The organism is Enterococcus sp. DIV0802b (genome assembly GCF_050543535.1).
Classification (GTDB): domain Bacteria; phylum Bacillota; class Bacilli; order Lactobacillales; family Enterococcaceae; genus Enterococcus_D; species Enterococcus_D entomosocium.
The window spans coordinates 56,741-79,639 of the sequence record NZ_CP172941.1 but is presented as its reverse complement, the minus strand read 5'-3'; the positions used below and the strand labels follow the sequence as shown (position 1 = coordinate 79,639).

The 22,899-nt window shown below is 43.9% G+C and carries 21 protein-coding genes; 1 reads left to right on the top strand and 20 read right to left on the bottom strand.

Going from position 1 to position 22,899, the window contains the following annotated elements; genetic code table 11:
* Positions 1 to 22: 22 nt before the first annotated feature.
* The 5 genes from IGJ12_RS00370 to IGJ12_RS00350 all read right to left on the bottom strand — a co-directional run bounded on the left by IGJ12_RS00370 (position 23) and on the right by IGJ12_RS00350 (position 4,448).
* Complete coding sequence (locus tag IGJ12_RS00370; RefSeq protein WP_430619237.1) at positions 23 to 1,462, bottom strand: glycoside hydrolase family 1 protein; 1,440 nt, start codon at positions 1,460 to 1,462, stop codon at positions 23 to 25.
* Between the two features lie 44 nt (positions 1,463 to 1,506).
* Positions 1,507 to 2,772 (bottom strand): PTS sugar transporter subunit IIC, encoded by a 1,266-nt coding sequence (locus tag IGJ12_RS00365; protein WP_008376678.1) that lies wholly within the window; start codon positions 2,770 to 2,772, stop codon positions 1,507 to 1,509.
* Between the two features lie 110 nt (positions 2,773 to 2,882).
* Positions 2,883 to 3,689 (bottom strand): MurR/RpiR family transcriptional regulator, encoded by an 807-nt coding sequence (locus IGJ12_RS00360; protein WP_008376679.1) that lies wholly within the window; start codon positions 3,687 to 3,689, stop codon positions 2,883 to 2,885.
* 170 nt (positions 3,690 to 3,859) lie between these two features.
* Positions 3,860 to 4,129: a type II toxin-antitoxin system RelE/ParE family toxin gene (locus IGJ12_RS00355; RefSeq protein WP_429966886.1), complete on the bottom strand. Its 270-nt coding sequence runs from the start codon at positions 4,127 to 4,129 to the stop codon at positions 3,860 to 3,862.
* A complete protein-coding gene (locus tag IGJ12_RS00350) occupies positions 4,119 to 4,448 on the bottom strand; it encodes an AbrB/MazE/SpoVT family DNA-binding domain-containing protein (protein ID WP_008376683.1) in 330 nt (109 codons plus the stop codon). Before IGJ12_RS00350 ends, IGJ12_RS00355 begins: the two co-directional genes overlap by 11 nt.
* Before the next feature lie 95 nt (positions 4,449 to 4,543).
* Between IGJ12_RS00350 and IGJ12_RS00345 the strand changes: the two genes are divergently transcribed.
* Positions 4,544 to 4,900: an MmcQ/YjbR family DNA-binding protein gene (locus IGJ12_RS00345; protein ID WP_430619579.1), complete on the top strand. Its 357-nt coding sequence runs from the start codon at positions 4,544 to 4,546 to the stop codon at positions 4,898 to 4,900.
* Between the two features lie 107 nt (positions 4,901 to 5,007).
* Here the strand turns inward: IGJ12_RS00345 and IGJ12_RS00340 are convergent, their stop codons facing one another.
* The 15 genes from IGJ12_RS00340 to IGJ12_RS00270 form a co-directional block, all read right to left on the bottom strand.
* A complete protein-coding gene (locus tag IGJ12_RS00340; protein ID WP_005226517.1) occupies positions 5,008 to 6,450 on the bottom strand; it encodes a glycoside hydrolase family 1 protein in 1,443 nt (480 codons plus the stop codon).
* A gap of 221 nt (positions 6,451 to 6,671) precedes the next feature.
* Positions 6,672 to 7,991: a PTS sugar transporter subunit IIC gene (locus tag IGJ12_RS00335; protein WP_016611642.1), complete on the bottom strand. Its 1,320-nt coding sequence runs from the start codon at positions 7,989 to 7,991 to the stop codon at positions 6,672 to 6,674.
* A 7-nt stretch (positions 7,992 to 7,998) separates the two neighbouring features.
* The gene (locus IGJ12_RS00330; RefSeq protein ID WP_430619236.1) at positions 7,999 to 9,279 is read right to left on the bottom strand and encodes a DUF4038 domain-containing protein; all 1,281 of its coding nucleotides are present in this window, start codon (positions 9,277 to 9,279) and stop codon (positions 7,999 to 8,001) included.
* Between the two features lie 45 nt (positions 9,280 to 9,324).
* A complete protein-coding gene (locus IGJ12_RS00325; RefSeq protein WP_430619235.1) occupies positions 9,325 to 10,182 on the bottom strand; it encodes an alpha/beta hydrolase in 858 nt (285 codons plus the stop codon).
* A 12-nt stretch (positions 10,183 to 10,194) separates the two neighbouring features.
* Positions 10,195 to 11,643 (bottom strand): FGGY-family carbohydrate kinase, encoded by a 1,449-nt coding sequence (locus tag IGJ12_RS00320; RefSeq protein ID WP_430619234.1) that lies wholly within the window; start codon positions 11,641 to 11,643, stop codon positions 10,195 to 10,197.
* 1 nt (position 11,644) lies between these two features.
* Positions 11,645 to 12,586, bottom strand: a complete 942-nt coding sequence (locus IGJ12_RS00315; protein WP_430619233.1) for a transketolase family protein — start codon at positions 12,584 to 12,586, stop codon at positions 11,645 to 11,647.
* Positions 12,573 to 13,409: a transketolase gene (locus IGJ12_RS00310; RefSeq protein ID WP_008376701.1), complete on the bottom strand. Its 837-nt coding sequence runs from the start codon at positions 13,407 to 13,409 to the stop codon at positions 12,573 to 12,575. The genes IGJ12_RS00315 and IGJ12_RS00310 overlap by 14 nt, the downstream gene beginning before the upstream one ends.
* Positions 13,400 to 14,818, bottom strand: a complete 1,419-nt coding sequence (locus tag IGJ12_RS00305) for an L-fucose/L-arabinose isomerase family protein (protein ID WP_430617633.1) — start codon at positions 14,816 to 14,818, stop codon at positions 13,400 to 13,402. Before IGJ12_RS00305 ends, IGJ12_RS00310 begins: the two co-directional genes overlap by 10 nt.
* Positions 14,819 to 14,849: 31 nt before the next feature.
* A complete protein-coding gene (locus IGJ12_RS00300; protein ID WP_005232868.1) occupies positions 14,850 to 15,137 on the bottom strand; it encodes a PTS family beta-glucoside porter in 288 nt (95 codons plus the stop codon).
* Positions 15,138 to 15,293: 156 nt separating this feature from the next.
* On the bottom strand, positions 15,294 to 16,301 hold the full coding sequence (locus IGJ12_RS00295; RefSeq protein WP_016611647.1) for a LacI family DNA-binding transcriptional regulator: 1,008 nt from the start codon (positions 16,299 to 16,301) through the stop codon (positions 15,294 to 15,296).
* Positions 16,302 to 16,418: 117 nt separating this feature from the next.
* Positions 16,419 to 18,440: a type I pullulanase gene (gene pulA / locus IGJ12_RS00290; protein ID WP_420657274.1), complete on the bottom strand. Its 2,022-nt coding sequence runs from the start codon at positions 18,438 to 18,440 to the stop codon at positions 16,419 to 16,421.
* Between the two features lie 40 nt (positions 18,441 to 18,480).
* A complete protein-coding gene (locus IGJ12_RS00285) occupies positions 18,481 to 19,119 on the bottom strand; it encodes a DUF624 domain-containing protein (protein WP_420657273.1) in 639 nt (212 codons plus the stop codon).
* Between the two features lie 6 nt (positions 19,120 to 19,125).
* Positions 19,126 to 20,013, bottom strand: coding sequence for a carbohydrate ABC transporter permease (locus IGJ12_RS00280; protein ID WP_005232877.1), 888 nt, complete (start codon positions 20,011 to 20,013; stop codon positions 19,126 to 19,128).
* Between the two features lie 16 nt (positions 20,014 to 20,029).
* Positions 20,030 to 20,962: an ABC transporter permease gene (locus IGJ12_RS00275; RefSeq protein ID WP_008376715.1), complete on the bottom strand. Its 933-nt coding sequence runs from the start codon at positions 20,960 to 20,962 to the stop codon at positions 20,030 to 20,032.
* Positions 20,963 to 21,110: 148 nt separating this feature from the next.
* Positions 21,111 to 22,781: an extracellular solute-binding protein gene (locus IGJ12_RS00270; RefSeq protein WP_016611650.1), complete on the bottom strand. Its 1,671-nt coding sequence runs from the start codon at positions 22,779 to 22,781 to the stop codon at positions 21,111 to 21,113.
* Positions 22,782 to 22,899 lie beyond the last annotated feature (118 nt).

Below are 22,899 nucleotides of genomic sequence, written 5' to 3'. Positions count from 1 at the left end.
TGCTTCGTCGTTGCCGCTTTTTTTAATCGAGGACTTCTCCGTTAGAAGCCGTCACTTTCTTATACCAGTCAAAGCTGGCTTTTTTGTACCGTTTTCCTGAACCATTGCCCCAATCATCTAGATCCACGTAAATGAACCCATACCGCTTGCTCATTTCTGATGAGGAGCAGCTAACAAGATCGATCGGTCCCCAAGGATAGTAGCCGATCAGTTCTACGCCATCATAGATTGCTTCTTTCATTTGTTCAATGTGCTGTTTCAGAAAATCAATGCGATACGTATCATCGATCGTTCCTTCTTCATTCAATGTCTCATAAAAACCCATACCATTTTCTGTGATCATGATCGGCAATTGGTACCGATCATAATACTCATTCAAAGCAATCCGTAACCCAATTGGATCAATCGCCCAGCCCCAGTCATTGGCTTCTAAATAAGGGTTAGGCGAAGCTGCGTCTTCTTTCCCGTAGTTTTCACTATGAATGATCCGCGTGTAGTAATAGGAGAAAGAAACAAAATCGACCGTATGCTTGAAGTCCGCTTCATCGTTTTCCCCAAATTGAATCTCGATGCCGTTTTCTTCAAAAAAGCGATAGGCATAATTCGGATAAGTTCCCCGCGCAAGTACATCTGAATAATAATATTCCATTTGATTATTTTTGAGAGCACTCAGAACATCCAACGGTTTACAAGTAGCTGGATAAACATTGCCATAATAAGACATCATCCCAATTTGAAAAGAAGGATCAATTTCTTTCCCTACTTTGATCGCTCTCGCACATGCTACCAATTCATTGTGAACCCCTTGGTACTTAGCTTGCTTCAGATTGTCTACTCGGTCAGCGGGAATACCAAGGTGGTTAAACGATTCATGGGTAATCAAGTTCATTTGATTGACTAAGATCCAATATTTGACTTTTCCTTGGTAACGCTTGAATACGACTTGCGCAAAATGAACAAAGAAATCAATCAGTTTTCGATTTGACCAGCCGTCATAAGCCATCGCTAAATGGATCGGCATTTCATAATGAGACAAGGTGATCAAGGGTTCCATGCCGTTTTCAAAGATACAATCGATCAATTCGTCATAAAAGCGCAACCCTTCTTCGTTGGGCGTTTGTTCGTCTCCCTTTGGAAAAATTCTCGCCCAGCTAATAGATGTTCGAAACGAATTCATGCCTGTTTCTGCCAAGAGTGCCAGATCCTCACGAAATGTATGGTAAAAATCGATCCCATCCCGTTTAGGGTAACGCCCTTCTTGATCATTTAAAGCAAATTCAACGTCTGCCGTCGTTATTTCTTTGTTGCTTTTCTTTTTTATATCGATATCATTACGAAAGCGATTGATGTCTGCCACGCTCCAGCCTTTTCCCCCTTCAAGATAGGCCCCTTCTAATTGATTTGCGGCAACTGCACCTCCCCAATAAAAATCGGCAGGAAATTGCTTCTTATTTTTCTTCATGTCATTGCTCCTCTTCTAAAAATTTGATTGCTCATCTCATAGACTTATGCTTCGGTTTGACCTTCTTCAAGCACTAATTTGCGCTCGTAGGCCTTGAAGAAAGGATAATAAATACCCAAATAAATCAAGAAATTCACCACAACTAAGACAGCACCGCGAATGCTGGCTGTTGCGATCACTGCTGAAAAAATACTCGGAACCGTCCACACAGCCGCTAATGGATACGCCATTCCGGGAACAAGATTGGACACAAACGCGAAATAGGTCACGAAAGTGGTCACGATTGGTGCCACGACAAAGGGAATCGCCAGTGCTGGATTTAAAACGATCGGCAACCCAAACAACAACGGCTCATTGATGTTGAAGACCCCAGGAATAAAGCTGAGACGACCAAGCTGTTTTAAAAATTTTGATTTGGAGAAACACATCATTGCGCAAAGTGCTAAGGTTCCTCCGCCACCACCGATCCATAAGAAAGTAAAGATAAACGGCTGTACCCCCAGATTAGGAATCGCTTGTCCGGCTTGTGCTGCTGCCATATTTGCTTCAGAATTGACTAGCCAGATCGGCAACATCACCGTCGCTAATATTTGCGGATGAATCCCGAATAGCCACATGATACAAGTCAATCCTACATAGACCAAGGGTGCTGCTAACGAGTTGGAAGAAACACTTAATAAGGGTGTGATCAAACTTGCAATCAGGGCATTGATGTCAAAGCCAATCAAGTGAACAATGATCCAAACGATCGTCATTGAAAAAAACACGGGAATAATCACTTCAAAACTGCTGCTGACATTCGTAGGGACTTGCTCTGGCAGTTTAAACCCGATATTGTATTTTTTACAAAGGCGCATGCACTCGACTGCTAATATAGCGGTCAAAATACTGGCGAACATGCCTTCTCCTCCAAGATATTGCGTAGAGATAAACGTTCCTTCATCTAAAGAAGTGAAGGTCAATGTAGTAAAAAAGGTAAAAATTGCAGAAACGCCCCCTGCCAAACTATCCAGTTGGTAGCTTTGCGCTAATCGTGCGCCGATGCCAAAAGCTGCATAGATCGAAAGCAGTCCCATACTCATATTGAAGGGAATGATCAGTTTTGCCACTAAGTCGGGATGATTGCCCATAAACGATACATAGGATTGAGGCCATGGAATGTACGGTATCAATAAAAAGATCGATCCGATCACTGTGATTGGAATCGTTGCGATCAATCCATCGCGAACAGCACTCAAGTGACGTTGATTAGAAAGTTTCATCATTGGCGGCATCACTTTGGTTTCAATAAATTGCATTAATTTATCCATCAGTAAATCCTCCTAAGTTTTTTAAGATATATCTTAACTTGAATATAAGCGCTTTCTCATAAGGAAACAATAAAAGCTATTTTCCAAAAATGGAAAATAGCTTTTTACGTTTACTCTTTTCTCATATTCATAATCATAAAAATCATCCATAGATGAAGCACTTTTTGCGAGTAATAATTCGATGACATCAATGGAACGACCTCTTTAAACAAGACACGCTCTTCAAAGAGATTACTTTGAGCGGCTTGCTCGCTGAACGTCAATAAAACTTTCTGACAGGCCGTTTTTTCAAGCAAATAGGCCTTTTTATCGATCCAGCTGCCGGTTAGATTGATCACAAAACAAATATCTGTTTCCCGCAATACTTGATCAATCAGCTGATCTTCCGCATTACGGTTTACTTCAAAAACGATATAGCCCATTTGACTAAGCAGTTCCCGCAGGAGATTAACAACCGAAAAAGAATAGCTGTTACCCAAGATCGCCACTCGTTTTTTTCGTTTCATTTCTTCTGCGATCCGTGTGCATTGGTGTTGATCAAATTGGTCAAAAATCTGTTTTTGGACCATGTACTCTCGGGCTAAAAATTGGTCAACCATTTCAGATACTTTACTCTTTGTATCGAGATTCGCTAGCATCCCTTCAAACATCGTATTTGCTAAATGGTATTCTTGTTCAAAATAAATCGTGAGGTCATTACGCATTTCTTTAAAACTAGCATAACCAAGTTTCTTACAAAATTTAGTGATACTGGCAGGGGTCGTCTGTGCAGCATAGGCGATTTCTTCAATATAGATCGCAGGAAATTCATCGATTCGCTCAATTAAAAGTTTTGTTATCAAAAAATTCAAATCGTATTTTTTGCATTTAAATAGATGTTCATTTAAACGAATGTATACTTGACTTGTCGTTTTCATAGCGACCACCTCACTTGCTTATTTACGCTGCCGGTTTCTTCTATCTTAGCATAGGCATCCATTTCTTAGAACCTTTCACTTATTGTACTTTTTAATAGAAATCAAAAAAAGAGTCCGCCTACGCGCAACTCTTCGATTCAGGTCCCCAGTTATTTCATTAACTGCTTTAACTATTCATAAAAATTTTCATGGGTGCCACATAACAAGACTGGAATCACTTGGTCATCGATCACATCATAAGCAATACGATAGGTTGTCCCTGCATACTTAAAACCCTTCGACCAGATTTCAGCTAAATCGCCTGTTTTTTGATCGCCGCTATACGGTTCGACAGCTATTTCATCATAAATGACATGAAGAAACTTTTGTTTCAGCGGTTTCTCCTTCAACTTTTTTAAATAATTCACTACTTGTCTAGATGGAATCCCCTCATAAGCCAATTTCAGTTGCCAACTCCTCTTTGGTCATTGCTTTCCCGTCGGTAGCAGTATCCTTTGCAATTGTCTTAAATGAAGAAATCAGCTTACTCTTACGCGCTTTAAATTCGGATAAAATATCTTCGTGTTCGTATCCCTCATTAATAATATCAGTCAAGATATCTTCACTGAAATCATCGAATGGTTTTACCGGTTCAATAAATTCATACAAGATTCCATTTTCTACGAGCTTTGCTTCTACTTCCACACCATTGGGAATACCAAAGTCTTTGGGCACCGTCAACATAATGGAATTCCCTTGTTTTCTTGTTTTCGTAATCATCGTTGCACTCCTCTCTCTGTTTTTGTAATTACTCTGTAAGAACATTATATCGTAATCGAATGTAATGACAAGTAATGCCGAAAGCTGAGTGTCAAATTGAGAAAATAAACCGTCTGATCGCATTCGCTCAGACCTTCAATGATGTTCAGATCGACCATCCATTTGCAAAGTTTCCCGAGTACCAAGTCTTGCGGCACCGTAAAAGCGGCAAATGGTTTGGCTTGCTGATGACTGTAGAAAAGCAGAAATTAGGCCTGGAAGGAACGGGAATGATCGAGATTTTAGATGTCAAAGCAGCGCCCGAAATGGTTTCGATCATCAATCAAAGTCACGGCTATCTACCCGCTTATCACATGAATAAAAACCATTGGCTCACCGCATTACTAGATGGCTCTGTATCAGAAAAACAACTCCAATCTTTGTTACGAGACAGCTATGAACATACCCGTTAAACCCAAATATCACAAAAAACCGATCAACGATGCGCCAGTATAGGAGCACCGTTGATCGGTTTTCTTTTATAACGGATCCTGCGTCATCCGTGAGTCTAACGAAACACTTAGGCCAACTCTTCTCCGTTTGTTGCAATAACTTGTTTGTACCAATCGAAGGATTTTTTCTTGGAACGATCCATCGTGCCGTTGCCTTCGTCATCAAAGTCAACATAGATAAAGCCATAGCGTTTGCTCATTTCGCCTGTTGAAGCACTGACAAGGTCGATACAGCCCCATGGCGTGTAGCCGATCAAGTCTACGCCATCAGCAATCGCTTCCCCCATTGCTTCAATGTGGCGGCGCAAGTAATCGATACGATAGTCATCTTCGATCTTACCTTCTTCGTTAAAGGTATCAATGGCTCCTAAGCCGTTTTCCACGATAAACAACGGTTTTTGATAACGATCATACAATTCATTCAACGCGATGCGCAGCCCTTCTGGGTCGATTTGCCAGCCCCATTCACTTGCTTCTAAGAATGGATTGCGGACGCCGCCTAACAAGTTTCCTTGCACTTCATCGGCTTCTTCTGTGGTGATATCCACGGCAGAAGACATGTAGTAGCTGAAGCCAACATAGTCAACAGTATGTTCAGCAATCAAGGCTAAGTCTTCTTCGGTAATCTCAAGATCCTCTTTATTGACGCCGTGTTCTTTGTACAAACGATCCGTAAAGGATGGGTATTTTCCACGTACCTGCACGTCGGCACAGTAGTAGTTGAAGGCTTGATTATGGATCATCGTCGCCACTTGGTTGACTGGGTTCGCATCAATGCTGTAAGTCGTTGCATAAATGATCATACAACCGATCTGTAACTCTGGGTTTAATTCATGGCCGATTTTGACTGCTTTACTGCTGGCAACAAATTGGTTGTGCCACGCTTGGATCACGTTTGTAAAGTCGCTGGCACCCGTGCTGTTGACCATTCCTTGACTCAATGCAGAGAAATGGAAAGCAGAGTTGATCTCATTGAAGGTCATCCAGTATTTGACTTTGCTGTGGAACCGTTCCAAGACGACTTTTGCAAAACGCTCATAGAAATCGATCAATGCTCGATTTTTCCAGCCACCGTATTCTTTGGCTAAATGCAAAGGCATTTCATAGTGGGAGATCGTAACCACTGGCTCGATCCCGTATTTCAAACATTCATCGATCAGCGCATCGTAAAATGCTAGCCCAGCTTCGTTTGGTGTCGTTTCATCGCCTTTTGGAAAGATACGTGTCCAAGCGATAGAAAAACGATAGCTCTTGAAGCCCATCTCTGCAAACAACGCAATGTCTTCTTTGAAACGGTCATAATGGTCGATCCCGCGATGATTTGGATAAGTGTATTTGTCCTCATCGATCGTCCAATCAAACGTATCACTACCTAAAATCGCTAAACGCTGTTTGCCGCCAGGCATTGCATCCGCCACTGACAATCCTTTGCCATCGCGATCGAACGCCCCTTCTAATTGATTCGCTGCGGTCGCGCCGCCCCATAAGAAATTTTCTGGAAATTTTGCCATTTGCTCGTTCTCCTTTTGTTTTCTTTTGATAAACCTACCTAGCTGGTTACTGAAAAATCTCCGATAAAAAACAAAAAACCTAAATAAGAGCCGCTGCTAAAACGAGAATAGCGCTTTCTTATTTAGGTCTTGCCTGATCGAGTCAGTAACAATCCACGTGGGTTTTCTTTCTTTAACTATAGCACTAACTCATTGGCTTGTCATCATAAAATCGGTTTCTTTTAAACCGTTTCCCCCGTTGCATCGATACTTTCAGTTTGTGGGTGACCCTCCGCTTGCGCTGCTTCTGCTTCGGTTTTTAATTTTCCTTTATCTAAGACTTTAACAAAAGGAATGTACAGCAAGCAGCCTGCCAAAACGCAAACGACTTGTAGAACTGCGACCTGCCAGCCTCCAGCTAGAAACCCATTTAGAAAAATCGGTGTGCCAAAGGGAACTTGTACGCCACTAAGTCGTGGAACGATCCCACTCCAGATCGCTAGGTACGCCACAAGCACTTGAACCAATGGTGTTAATATGAACGGAATCGCCATGATTGGATTCAAAATCAGCGGTAAGCCAAAAATCACCGGCTCATTAATGGTGAACAATCCAGGAACGGCACTTAGGTTAGCGACTGTCCGTGATTGTTTTGATTTCGCCAACAGCAAAATAACGATAATCAATGACAATGTTCCCCCAGCCCCACCAATACCAGCAAACAAATCATAAAACGACTTGCTCAAAATATTTGGCAGCTCGGAACGAGCAACACCGCTAGCTAAAGCATCCATATTTTCTACATCCATTGGTAAGTACAAAGCGGTGACAAAGCTACCCACCACCAACGAACCATGGATACCGAAGAACCATAGCACCATTTGGATCAGTACAATAAATAACAACGAACCGACACTAGAAGACAAGCTTTGCAGCGGCATTGCCAAGATTTGATAGATGAAATCTGAAAATGAGCCATAAGAAGTAAAACTGAATGCCCAGCTAATGACGATCGCGGTAAACCCAGAAATAATTGCTGGAATCAAACCGGCGAAGGTATCCGTCACAAATTGCGGCACGCCTGCTGGCATTTTGATGGCGATATTTTTTTCTAAAATAAAGCAGTACAAACGAGCAAAAACTAAGCCGCAGATCATAGCGGTAAACAAGCCTTGAGCGCCGAGTTTGCTCATGTCGAGGGTCGTTGTTTCCTCCAAGGTGACCATTGGCGTCATCATCAAAAAGGCAAACAACGAAACGATGCCGGCAGGGACTGCCGACTGCTTAAATTCTGTCGCTAAACGGTGACCGACAAGAAAGGAAGCGTACACTGAGATAACCCCAACGGTCATACTGTAACCGACGGAAAAATAACCGCCAATATTGATCGAGTTGATAAAATCTGTCCACCCTTGAATCGGCAAAACTGCTAACAACAAGGCGATCGAGCCAATAATGTTGATCGGCAGCGTCGCCATCAACCCGTTTGAAATTGCCTTTAAATACCGATTGTTGGAGATTTTATCTGCAAATACTAATACCTTATCCATATATTTATCCATTTTCTTTTCACTCCTTTATTTGGATGACGAACAATACATCTTCGTGACAATTGTGGGGATGGAAAACAGTGATACCATCAGTAACTGTCAGTTTTGGTTTCAAGAAACGATTGGTGTTCAAATCGATCAATGTGACGGTCGCTGTAGAAAGATCTCCTTGCAGGCGAACTGTTGTATTGCTTGGCAAGTAAAGCAAGGCATCCTTCCTTCCTGCGATAGCTGCCATACGAATCTGTTCATCTGCATCGATCAAGCGCTCTTGGCAAGGCACAAGCTCCTGAATATTTAATAATTCAAATAATTGCTTGATAAAGCCATAATCATCTGCCCCAGGAAAAGACAAAGCTTCTGGCCAAATCATCGGACGATCAAACGCTTCCCCGATTTCTTCCGCAAAGGTTGCCGTCGGGGTTTGCCAACTCCAGATGCCGTGGGCACCGTACGTGATCCCAGCCGAGCCGCCGGCTAACAATGATTGCCATGCTGCTTTGCGGACATCTTTTTGACCAAATCGACCGTATACGTGACGGGCATAGCCCATTTGTTCATAGCAAGGTTCTGAGTTGATGATCGGCAGTTGCGGTTCTCGTTGATAAAAACGCTCTGCCAAATAATAAGGCATATTCAAAAAGGCGCTGTTATGACCTGATTGGTATAAAAATAAGTCCAAATGTTCGACGATAGGTTCAGGGATTTCTTCAAAACGTCCCTTGATATGAATCGTTTTCAAGGTATTGGGCGAATGCTTTTCAAAGAAAGCAAAGGCTTCTAGATACGTATCGATGGTTGGCTGTGTTGGGAAGTCCGTATCGCCACCAATAAAGTAGATCGGATGGAAGGCATCAAACGTCTTAATCACTTTTTGATAGTAGGCCTGGCGGCAATCCTCCGGCAACACGTTGCGTTCTTTGTCCAACTGGCTAGCCCAAGTGCCAGCGACATAGTTTGACCACAAGACAACCAATGCTAAAGTAAAGCCTTTCTCATCGGCAATTTTACAAAGACGCTGAGCCCGTTCGAAATAGGCATCCTCCCAAACCGTAAAATCAAAGACGCCCGCATCAAGGGGAAACGGCAAGCAGTCAAATTGACCACGGCTGCGATCCCATTGCGGTAACACATTGATTTGAAGGGTATTGAAGCCCTGCTCTTTGCGTTTGTCTAAGTAGGTGATCCAGTCATTTTCTTGAATACTAGTAAAAGCACTCCAGCAAGTATCGGCTAAATAAAAGAAATGCTGTCCGTCTCGCAATAAGGTGCGGTTATTTTGGTTTACGGTGATTTTCACGGTGGAGCTCTCCTTTCATCGGCACAAGTTGTGCACTGGCGGTTATTAATCAATATAACTACTGAGCCAGCCTTCGCACAGCTCAAACCATTTGGCGACATGGGCATTGAGGTGACTTGGCTTGCGTGCCGTTGTTCGATCCGCTAATGCCAGTCCGTGTTCGCCTTTTTCAAAAATATGCAGTTCGAATGGAATTTCTGCTTCTCTTAATTTGACCGCCAACTTCAACGAGTGCGCCACATCGACTAAGACGTCTTCCGTCGTATGCCAGAGAAACATCGGAGGTGTCCACTGATCGACATGATGCAAAATGTTCATGGATTGAATGGCTTCTTCCGTCGGTTGTTTACTCCCAAAAAAGCGCTCGTTGGCAGTTAAAGGTGTTTCGATTAGACGAGCGGCAAAGCCTAGCTCATCGATTGGGAAAGCATGCTCTTGATAAACCAATGGGTAGCCAGCGATCGCCAAATTCACTTTCAGTAAGTCACTGCTGACGCCCAACGCTTCTGCCAGCTCAGCATCGTGCCAGCGCGTCGCTAGCTGCAACGCTAGATGTCCGCCTGCTGAAAAACCGCAAACGATGATTTGCTCCTCATCCACCAACCATTCGTGAGCATGCGCACGAATGATTTTGACGGTTTGGGCGGCTTCCATCAAGGCATTGTGGGGAACGTTTTTCACCTGATCACCGGTGGTGTACCATAAAACAACGCTATTTAGCCCGATACTATTGAATTTCAAGGCAATGACTTCCGCCTCTCGATCACTGGTAAAGGCGTAGCCGCCGCCTGGACAGACGATCACTAGCGGTCGTTTCTTGCCGACATTGTACTCTTTGGATTGGTGCAATAAATAGGTATCCACGTAAGCCGTTTGATTCAATTGGATTCGTTGGGTCTCCATATAGTTCCTCCTTTATCCTTCACTAAAAGCAGCTGACTTCTCAATGAACCGTTTCCATTTTTCATATTTCAAACGGATCACGGCCTGTTCGGCTTGCGGAACGATCGTGGTTTGCTGAATAGCTGGTTCATTCATGGTTGGTTTGGCAACAAGCATTGTGCCGATGGCTGAAAATTCTTCGACTTCGCTGACGATGACGGGTTTATTGATCAAAGTCGCCAATAAGCTCATCAAGGCGCGGTTTTTCGAAACACCGCCATCGATCATTACCTGATTAATCAGTCGTTCAGCGACTTCTTCCATCACATCGATCACTGCTTTGATTTGAAAAATGATGCTTTCTAAAACGGCTTTCAACAGCTCATGAGTCGTCGTTGTGCGTTTCATGCCGACAAAGCTGGCAGTCATCGTATTATCCCAAAAAGGGGCACCCATTCCTTGCAATGCTGGGATAAAATAGATGTCTTCTTGACTGTCACTGGTCAGCACTTCTTGGCAGATCTCAGCTACATCTGGCAGCGGAGCCACTTGCTCACTGAACCAGTTGATGGCGTCACCACAGGAACGGATGATGCCTTCTAGCGCAAACGCTGTTTCCTGGCTAGTTTGCCAGCCGACCGTCGTCAAAATGCGGCGATCCCGCAACGTCTGCTCCTGCTGCACTTGCATCATGATCGAACAACCGGTGCCCATCGTGATTTTTACATCCCCAAGGCTTTGACAACCTTCCCCAAATAATGCCGCTTGTGAATCGGCTAAGATCCCTTTGATAGGGATTCCGTGATAGCTACCGAAAACCGTATCAGCAGGTTTGATCGCTGGCAAGTCTGCTAAATGGATGCCAAAAAGTTTGACGAGTTCTGCATCCCAACGGCCCTCTTCAATATTGTAAAACAATGTTCGGCAAGCGTTGCTGGCTTCTGTCGCAAATACTGTCCCTTGCGTTAAATTCCACAACAGCCAGCTATCCATCGTACCGATCGCCAATTCGCCAGTCCCCGACTTTTCTTTGATGGCCGATAATTCTTGGGCCAACCATTTCACTTTGGTGCCGGAAAAATACGGATCTAAGCGCAAACCGGTCTTTTGATTGATCGTCTTTTCCCAGCCTTGTGCCGTCAATTCATCACAAATCGTAGCGCTGCGGTTGCATTGCCACACGATCGCATTGTACAGGGGATTGCCGGTCAATCGATCCCAAGCAACGATCGTTTCTCGCTGATTGGTCAATGACAAGGAAACGATTTGATCTGAAGTGATCGCTTGTTCTTGAAACACTTGTGCCAGCAATTCTTGGACATTTTGCCAAATCTCGAGGGGATCATGTTCGACCCACCCGACTTTTGGATAAATTTGGCGATGTTTTTTATCGTAACGCTGCAGGATTTTCCCTTCTTGAAACAGTAAGAGCTTGGTACCGGATGTACTCTGATCTAAAACAAGCTGATAGGTCTTGTCCATCTTAAGCTCCTAGAAACGCAACCGCTGTTTTCGCTATGGAGGCACCGTCTAATCCATAATGGGCAAACAGTTCTGACGAAGAACCAGTAATCAAGGCTTCATCCGGAAAAGCAATGATTTTTTGTCGAATGTCCGTTTCTTCTGCCAGCGTTTCCGCCACGGCAGCTCCTAAGCCGTTGTATCGGCTGTGTTCTTCCACAGTGATCACGGTGCCTGTTTCTTTCGCCACTCGTTTGACCGTTTCTAAATCAAAGGGCTTCAAGGAATGAACATTTAAAACGGTAGCAGTGATACCTTGTTTTTCCAATAGCTCAGCAGCATCCAACGCTTGGCGCACGGTTTCGCCAGTGGCGAGCAATGCGACATCTTGACCGCTTCTCAGCTCAATGGCTTTGCCGATCTCAAAAGGATAATCTGCAGAATCATAACAATCTTCAACAGGATTGCGACCGAGACGGATATAGGCTGGTTCATTTGAAGCCGCTAAGGCTTTAAACATTTGGATCGTTTCAAAGCGATCTGCTGGCAACAGCACTTGCAAATTAGGGATCGCTCGTGCCACTGCGATGTCTTGCAAGGAATGATGACTCATGCCTAATGCCCCATAGCTGACACCGCCGCTGATGCCTACGAGTTTGACATTTTTATTCGAATACGCGACATCGACTTTGATCTGCTCGATACTGCGCATGCTGAGAAAACAAGCAGGGGATGCAACGAAAGGGCGTTTGCCCATATGGGCTAAGCCGGCCGCAATACTGACGATGTTTTGCTCTGCGATCCCTACTTCCACCAATTGTGTCGGTAATTCCTTGGCAAAAGGTGCTAACGAAGCGGAACCACGAGAATCACTGGTCAACACCGTAATCGCAGGATTCTTTTTTCCTTCTTCAATCAATACGTCGCACATCGCTTGGCGATTGGCAATATTATTTTTTCCCATGAGTCAAAACCTCCATTTGCTGATCAAGTTCGGCAATAGCTTGTGCAAGCTCTTCTGCCGTTGGCACTTTATGATGCCATTGCGCTTGATTTTCGGCTGCAGAATAGCCTTTGCCTTTGATGGTTTTAGCAATGATCAGCTTCGGTTGATTGGGCTGATGCGGTTTTTCTAATGCAGCCACCAAGGCAGCCATATCATTGCCATCAACGATATGCACATCCCAACCAAAGGCACGCCATTTTTCATCTAGCGGCTCCACTGCCATCACATCTTCCGAGGCTCCAGTGATCTGCAAGCCGTTGCGATCAATGATGGCGGTCAAATTGTCCAGCTGGTAGTTGGCAGCCGCCATGGCTCCTTCCCATACCGAGCCTTCTGCTAATTCGCCATCTCCCAACAACGTATAGGTTTGATACGTGCGGTGATCCAGTTTGCCTGCCAAGGCGATCCCTACTGCGACGGGTAAGCCGTGACCTAGCGAACCAGTATTCATCTCAACCCCAGCTACTTTATTGTTTGGATGACCGATCAGTCGTGAACCAAATTGCGAAAAGGTGGCTAATTCTTCTTTCGGCAAAAAACCTTTGTCAGCTAAAACGGCCCATAGTACTTCTGCAGCATGTCCTTTACTTTGGATATACTGGTCACGATCTTGCTTTTGGGGATCTTTCGCATCCACATTCATTATCTGATAATACAGGGCCACTAAAATATCGGTACAAGAAAGATCCGAACCAGTATGACCCGTTTTTGCTTGATAGATCAGCTCTAACACGGATTTTCGAATCGTTAAAGCCTTCATTTCCAGCTCGTTTATTTCCATGATTGATCCCCTCTCAAGTATGCTTTGACGTCTTCTTCGATCGGATCATAAAAATCTGGCTGCACGCCGATATATTTGCACGCTTCGTACAAGATCGGCACCACATTTTTTCTGACCGCCGCAACGTGATGAATATAAGGGCCTTCAACGAGTTTGAATTCCAAGCGATTCAAATTCGCAAATTCTAGATAGAGATAGGTCCCTTGATTGTATGGTCCATCGATCCCTTTGCCGGTGCCCATCAGCAACGAATACTCGCCGTTGTCTCCATCAAAGCGACACAACGTATACTCGTCTTTGATTGCCCGAAAAGCGACTGATCCCGGATAGTCAAAAACAAAATGCCGTTGCGGCAAAATGGGTTTGGTCTCCGCAGTGGAATAAGCAAAAACCCCTAAGTGCTGCAGCAATTCGCCATTCTCGTTTTCTGGATGGCGGCAGTTGACATCCGCAAAGATCGCACGGTGTTCCCCCAACGAAGCGGCTTCGACCAACAGTTCCGAGATCGCCCCATGAACATCCGTCTCACAGACAAAAGGCAGACCTTCTTCTTGTAAAAGCGACAGGGAGGCATACGGTAAAATACCGATTTCGTCTTGTAAAGCCGTCCAACACTGGATGACCCCTGCATTGCAGCCGTAGCTTTCACATAAGTTTTGCAAGGCCACTTTAAGGGCTGCCACCATCTCCAAATCTTTCGCCGAAATTTGGACTTTTGTATTGGTTTCGAAATAATCAATGACTGCTTGCAATTTATCTGGCTGCTGTTCTTTGACTTTCTTGATTTCTTGCACCACTTCTTGGATCGGTACTGGTGATAGCGAGATATTGAAACGCTCCAATAGTTCGCCTTCGTTGCAGATCACGGTCCAAAAATCAAAGGGGCGTGGGCCAACTTGCAAGATTCGTGTTTGTTTGAAGGTCTTGACGACATTGCAGACTTTGATAAAGTCTTGCAAGCCGCGGGCAAATTCCGGTGAATCAATATCAGAATTTTTGACATAGGTGAAAGGTACCTTGAAACGGCGCAAGACTTTCCCGATAGCGAAAAGACCGCATTGCGTATCCCGCAAACGTGAACCGTCGGCGGCTGGTGTCTCGTCTTTGGGTCCCCATAATAAGACGGGAACATCTAGTTTTTTGGCTAGACGAGCACAGGCATATTCCGTACCAAAGTTTTCATTGGCTAGAAAAAGACCGTCGATTTTTGCTGCTTTGAATTTTTCGGCGATTTTTTCAACCCCTTCATCATCGTATAGCAAGCCGTCTTCGTTGATATCTAAAATATCTACATAATCAATGGCCAGTTCGTCCATTTTTTGTCGTGTCAGATTGGCGTACTCAACGGCTGCTTCTGCACTAAATAAATTTCTTCTAGTCGGGGCGAACCCGATTGTTACTTTATCCATAAAACCACCCTTTGCGTTTTAGTATATTTAGCTAAATTTTTATTTCTTCGGCGACTCGTACTACATTTCTGCTCAGAAATTCCTCATCCGTCAGTAAAACGATTTTTTTATCAGGAAAGGCTGCTGCGACTTTCGCTTGATTGAAGCGGGTTTGAGGAGCTAAAATCAAAAAATCATAGTCATTTCCCACCATAAATATTTCTGAAAAAGGCGCGGAATTCACTTGGTAATGCTGATCATCCGCTAGTTGTTCTTTGAGCGCTTTGACGAGCAGTGCGCTGGAGAGCCCAGTTGCACAAAAGAGACCGATCTGTGTCATCTATTCACTTCCTCAAAATGTAATCCCTTACTTTTTACACCTTAAATATAGCATAAGCTAAATATTTTGCAATAGTTTTAGATAAATATTTTTGTTTAATAACTAAAAAAAGACAAAACGCTTGCTAAACGTTTTGTCCTGCTTCTTATTTTTTTCTTACTTGATGCTTTCGCGTTCGACGATCGTCGTGGCGACCAGCATTTTCAGATGGTTTTCATCTTCACTGGTGATTTTCTCGATCAAGCGTCGCACAGCTTGGCGACCAAGGTACACTTTATCTACTTTGACGGTGGTCAGCGGTGGGTTGCAAAATTCCGCCAAAGGAATATCATCGAACCCAACGATGGCCAACGGATGATCGGGGAACACTTCGCGAATGGCTTTCATGGCACCGATGGCGATATTGTCATTGACCGCAAAAAAGGCGCTTGGTAACGGCCGCTGATCGGCACGCAAGGATTCCAAATAGACCTTCATGTCTTGATATGAGCCCTCCAAGGTGGGTTCTACTAAGGCTTCCGTCTCTTCATAATGGATCAGATCATGCTCTTGGATCGCTTGAATAAACCCTTGCTTGCGTTCACGGAAATTGTTGATTTGAAAGGTTGAGTTGATGATGCCAATGTCTCGGTGGCCTTTTTCGATCATCTTTTCAACGATCTCATAGGCGCTGTCACGATTATTGATGGCGACAAAATCAAAGTCCTGCGAATTAAAAATCGTATCTAAAATCACTAAGGGTACTTCCAAATGACGGAAGACTGCTAAATCTTGTTTTTCCAATTCCGTTCCTAACAATAGCAAACCATCTACTAATTCTGGGCGGATCTTTTCGATCGGGTCTTCCTCTGGCGCCAATGTGATATGGGAAATGACCAATTCATAGCCTAACGCGCTGCATTCCATTTCGATCCCCCGGATCAATTCAGAAAAGAAAGGCGTATCCCCTACGACATTTCCTTGTTTATTCATTACGACAAATTTGATTTTTTGGCTTTCCGTTTTTTTAATTTCTCGCTGATCAAAATACCCCATCTCACGAGCGATCTTCAAGATCGCTTGCCGTTTTTGTTCACTGATCCCCTTACGATTGTTGATTGCATTAGAGACAGTTCCGCTGGAAACGCCAGCTTTTCGGGCAATATCAGAGATCACAACTTTCATTTGCTCACCGCTTTCTGCTTCTCATTCTGTTAAAAGTATAGCAAAAGAATTGTTTTTTTACTACCAAAAAAGCTAAAACAAACTAAAATTTTTAGTTTGTTTTAGCTTCTACTTTGATTAGTTACTTTGTTCCGCCAAAATGCAGAAGGACAAGGGGTCGATGGTTATTCTTGGCGCTGCTACGCCGCGAGAAGTGATCCCAGCTCCTTTGGGGTCAGCAATGATGTGCCAAGAAGCATTTTCTGTTGCCGTCGGTAAGTCAAAGGACCAGGTTTCTTCCGTGCTATTGAGTATAACGAATAAAGAACGCCATGGATGCTGTTTGTCACGATTGGGTACTTGATACGCCAAGCGATTTTCATCCTTTGTCTCATAAAAGATCATGCTTTCAGCCGTTTGGGTCGTGGCATCTCTCAATGGTGCATAGGACTGCCGCAATGCCCACAAGCCCCGATACAGCTCGCGCAACTCTTTGAAGGTTTTGGCACGTGACCAATCCAGCTGATTGACTGCCAGTGGCGAACGGAAGGAATTTTCATCGCCTTCTTTGGTACGGCCAAATTCTTCCCCAGCTTGAGTCAGCACTGCTCCTTGGCTAGTAAACAAAATGGCTGCTGCTAGTTTGTTGCGGGCTAAAAGCTCAGGATCAAAACCATAATTTCTTTCCTTCACTGAAGCCTGCATGGTTGCCACCAGTTTGTCCCATAAGGTCAAATTATCATGGACTGAGGCATAGGCGATCACTTGGCGGGGCGATTTTGCCCAGCGCTCGGCGCCTTCTTGTGCGGCAACTTTCGTATTTCCTTGAATCGCCGTTGCCAAATTTGCTGCATAAAAGGTTTGCTTGACTTGCGGTTGACCATTCATTCCTTGAATAAACGCGCCGTCTGTTTCTTCAAAGACATCGCCTTTGATACTGTCTCTTAAATCATTGCTAAAAACCGCAACACCTTCTGACAGTGCCCAAACATTACTTTTATTTGCTGGGATATTCGGCTGAATAATTTGATTGCTGCCGGCATCCCATGGCTCGCCGTATAAAATCACATGGCTGAAGCCGGCATCATCTAGGCGTTGACGCAATTGGTTCATGGTTTCCACATCGATCAAGCCCATCAAATCAAAACGAAAGCCGTCGATTTTGTATTCTTGCGCCCAATATAAAACTGAATCAATGATAAATTTACGCATCATTTTCCGTTCAGAAGCCACTTCATTGCCGCAAGCAGAACCGTCCGCAAAATTCCCTGCATCATCTTGACGGTAGTAATAATCAGGCACCGTCAAATTAAACCATGATTCTTCCGTGATCGCAGTGTGATTAAAGACCACATCCATCACAACGCCGATGGCTTCTTCGTGCAGCGATTGGATCATTTGCTTGCATTCACGAATCCGCGCCTTGGGATCACTAGGATCAGAAGCGTATCGTCCTTCAGGTACATTGTAATTTTTCGGATCATAGCCCCAGTTGTAGGCAGACGAAGTTTCATCATTGTCAAAATCGAAGATCGGCAGCAGATGAACATAATTGATCCCCAGCTCTTTTAAATAGGCCATGCCAGTTGGTTGACTTTCATCTCCCACCAGATGGGTCTTTTTTTCAGTGAAGGCTAAATATTTTCCGCGATTTTCTGGTGAAATACCGCTGTTTTCGGCACCACTGAAATCTTCGACATGTAATTCCCAAATATAGGCATCTGTGATCGACTGCTGACCGACGCCGTGACTTTCCTGCCAACCTTCAGGATCTGTTTCCTTTAAATCAATGATCGCACCGCGGTTTCCGTTGATCCCTACTGCCTTGGCATAAAGATCCATCGCTTCGATTTTCTGCCCATCTCGTTGAAACTCAAAGGTATAAAACAGCTCCTTGACGTTTTCTTCCGTCGTGACTTGCCAACAGTTGTCTTCTTGAACCATTGGCAGCGTCAGCAGATGATCGTCAGTCCCAGCAACACCGCTTTGATAAAGCAATACTGAAACGGCCTCTGCCTCTGGTGACCAGCATTTGAACGTGGTTTGCTGTCCTTGAAAAGTCACACCAAGATCATTCCCGTGATACGTATGTTCTTCTAAAAAACCGATTCTGCGATCGATCGCAATCTTTTTTTCTCCATACTGCGTGTTTTGTCCCATCAAAATTCCTCCATTCAACGTTTCTAACTATAAAAGCCAGTTACTTTTCTGCTATTTCTACCTTCTCATATTTCTTGAAAATTGCCAACAATAACTGACAGCGTGCATACAAAAAACAGCTAAGACCAAAAAAGCAGGCAATGTACATGCTGAAAACCAGCGCATAGGGTGAAAGAAGCATGATGACAATAGGGGCTGCAGTCAGAATATGAAGAATAAGTATTTTAAAAGGGTGCTTTGCGGCGACTTTTATGCTGTTCAAAAGGATCGTTTTGATTCCGCTATCGTAACGTGCGAGTAAGAAAAACGAAACTTGGAAAAATTGAAGCCACATGAACGTACAAATTACTAAGCCTACGGTAAAAAGATCAGGCGTCCCTTTTAGTTGGAAATAATACAACCAATCAGCAGTCAAAAGCCACAAAGAAAAAAGTAGACTGAGCCAGATAAGAGTGCTCTTTCGAAAGCTTTGGCAAAAGACCGACCAAAACTGCTGAACAACAGCCGGTGCTTTTCCTTCTATCAGATCAGTCGCCACTTTAGAACCCGCAGTAATGGCTGCACCGATCGTGAAGAGCGGCAAACTAAAAAACAAGAGTAGTACATTTAATAGGAGCAACTGGCTGAATTTCCAAGCGATTCGTGCGAAGAAGTTTTCTGAATGAAAAAAGTGTATCATGTGGGTTTACTCCTTTACTGATCCGACAACGATTCCTTGAACGAAATATTTTTGTAGAAGCGGATAAATAATCAATAACGGCACCACTGCCACCACGATCTTCGCTGCATTCAGGTTTCGATCAGAGACCGCTAGTAGACTTTGTAGCTGCTCGGAAGTCAAATTCCCGGCTTGTTGCATTGTTTCAGCAATGTTGACTGATAGTGTTTGGATATAGGTCATTAAAGGATAGTTTTCAGTCTTGGTCATATAGATCAGTCCACTGAAAAAATCATTCCAACTACCGACAATACTGAATAGAGAAACGGTTGCCAAACACGGCAAAGACATTGGAATATAGATTCGTCCCAAAATCTGCAGTGGGTTGGCCCCATCGATCCGAGCAGATTCTTCCAATGATTTGGGAATTCCCCGAAAGAAATTCATCACCAAGATCACACTGCCGATAGGGACTGCACTAGGTAAAATCAGGGACCAAATCGTATTCAATAATCCTAGATTGCGAACGACCAAATACGTTGGGATCATGCCGCCACTGAAGAGCATAGCGAAAACCATCACACTCATGAATAATTTTCTCGTTCGAAATACTTTTTTTGATTTAGATAGCGGATAAGCCATCGTTACGATCATCACCAAATTCAGCAATAAAGAGATCACCACACGAATGACTGAAATACCAAAAGAACGCCAAAACTGCTGATCGCTCATGATGCGCTCATAAGCCGCTAAGGTCAGATCTACTGGCCATAGCCCCACAGCATTTGCCGCGACGGCACTGCTGCTGCTTAAAGAAAGTGCCACGACATTCAACATCGGTACTAAACAAGAAAGAGCCAAAACAATGACGATCAAATAAATTACTGCATGCCGTATACTAAATTTTTCTTTCATCTCTTTTTTCCTTTCCTTAAAACATCACTCTGTCAGTCTTCTTCTCCGCAATTTTGTTGGAAGACCAAATCAAGAATAGACCGATCACCGATTTGACCAGACCAACGGCGGTTCCTAAGCTATAGTCTCTACCGATCAGACCGATTCGGTAGACATAGGTATCGATAATATCGCCGCTTTGATACACAACCGGAGAATACAGGTTATAAATTTGGTCGAAGCCGGCATTCAAGATATTAGGCAGCGACAAAATCGTCATCAGCAAAATAAAAGGCATCATCCCCGGCAGGGTTACGTGCCAGACTTTTTTTGACCAAGAAGCACCATCCATCGTTGCTGCTTCATATAATCCCGGATCAATCGAGGTAATGGCAGCAAGGTACACGATTGAACTGTAACCAAAACTTTTCCAAACATCGGTCCCGATCAGCAAACGAGGAAACAGCTGATTACTACCCAAAAAGTTTAATGGTTCTACACCAAAGTTTTGTAAAATCTGATTCACCGTTCCATCAAGACTGAATAAATTGACCACTACTGAAGCCAATATGACCCATGAAAGAAAATGGGGCAAATATACGATGGTCTGAATGGAGCGTTTCATCCACTTTACACGCACTTCATTTAATAGAATCGCAAAAAGAATCGGTACGATCGTATTAAAGACAATTTTCCAGAAAGCGATGAAAATCGTGTTTTTAGTTACTAAGAAAATATCCGGTAAACTGAACAGGTAGCGAAAGTGCTCGAATCCCACAAATTCAGAACCAAATACACCTTTCGCTGGCACATAATCTTGAAATGCCATCAACAACCCAAACATAGGACCATAAGAAAAAATCAAAATAAAAATTATGCCTGGTAAAATCATCCCTAGAAAGAAAAGCTGATCTCGAGAAAACCACTTTTTCTTTTCTTTTTTGCTTTCTTTTTCAACAGAAAGTTCCATTTACTTACTCCTCCATAAATTTTTTGCCTCACCAGCCGCTTGATGAAAAAATTCGAACAAAGAAAAGGCACCTGCAGTCGGTTTTCCTGCATACAACCTTGCTTTTCTTTGTTCGAAAGACGAGTGTCAGAACCGCTGGAGTGGCCGCTTAATTATCTGCTCGCTGATCTACTACTTCTTGCATTTCTTCAAGTATGGCTGTCCCACCTTGGCTATTCCAGGTTTCAACATAGTTGTCGAAGTTTTCCAGGGGTTCTTCTCCAGTGATAAACTTAATGAAGGTCTCTTCCTCCAGTTTCCCTACTTGTGCGCCGTTTCGTTCATTGGCTTTGATCGAATCAAAACGCGGTGGTTTCACTTCATTCAAGCGTCCTTGCTCTCTGATACCGCCCATCACATTATTGACGGCTAAATAGCGGGAGGCATAGCGGGTCCAGTCCACCGGATCAGTTTCTTCAGGGCTATCCAGATATTGCTTGATTTTTTCGGCGTTTTCTTTGATGAAGAAGTTGGAGATATCCTCGATAGATGTTTCGCCAACCGCCGCCTTGGAAGCTTCTACTGCATCATCAATCTCACTATAGGCTTTTAAGAAAACAACATTCCATGGACGAACCGTCCCATCGACATCCACTTTCGCATAGTCATAAATTTCCGGAAACTCGGCTTCAATATCTTCCGAGTTGGCAACTTCACCATAAATCAGATTGATCATCTCCATGATTTTTTCCGGCTCAGAAAAACCTTTGCGCACCACGATGTATTGCCCAGTGCCGCGGTTAGCCACGGCATTGACCCCTCCATCGCCGTTAGCATTTTCAAGGGCATAAGGAACAAATTCAGCATTTGGATCATTTTGTTTGGCTTGTACTAAGCCCCAGTCAGGCATGTGCCAAGGACCAAAAGCGATGCCCGTTTCTCCATTAACCATCATGGCATGGATATCGTCATACGTGCGGGTACCAAATTGCGGATCCATGAACCCTTCATCTTGCCAGTCCTTCAGTAGCGTTAGTGCTTCTTTCATTTCTGGCGTATTGGATCCATAAAACATCTGCCCATTCTCATCTTGGAGATACGATTTTGGGTAGGCTCCAAACGCATTCATGATGGCTGTTCCGGTATATGCCGTGCCGCCATGATTTGGCGAAGACAACCAGAAGGCCAATGGCAAACCAACTGCTTTTCCGGTATTGGCTAAATCATTTTCTTGAAAAGCAATCGCTGTTTCCTTCAACTCATCCAATGTAATTGAGCGATTGCCATCTTTATCCAGTTCAATACCTAGCTCATCTAGCCAGTCCTGGCGCAACCAGACAAGATTGGGCCCGAAGTCATCGCTAGTAGATGGGATCGCCATCAAGCGATCATCAAACGTGGCTGCTTCTAACTGAATCCCATCAAACGAATCATAGATGTCTTTTAGAAAATCGTCGGCATGCTCCTCAAATACTTCGGTCAAGTCTTCCACTAAATCATTGTTAACTAATTCTTCCAATTCATCTCTTGATCCGACGATCATCGTATCCGGTAGTTCCCCTGAAGCGATCGCTAGCGATACTTGACGATCATAGTCTTCCCCATGGGCTTCAAAGGCACTCTCCAGCTCGATGCCCAAGCGTTCTTGAATCAATCGAGTATATGCGTTATTGCTGTAAGAATCCCCCTCAGGCAGTTTCGAGTTCGGTGCGGTCTGGCGTCCGATCGTAATCACGGTATCCCCATTTTCATTGGTCTTTGCTTCTTCTGAACTGCATCCTGTCATAATAAGTGCTGAAGCAACTGCTGTTAACATTGCTGTCCCCCGCCTAAATTTCATTGTTTTCCTCCTCAAACTTTTTTGATATCCTTATTATACGCAATCGCTTCCACAGAAAATATAGCACTTTTTTCAGATTCATAGCACGATTTCCAGAAAAATAAAACGTTTACAAATT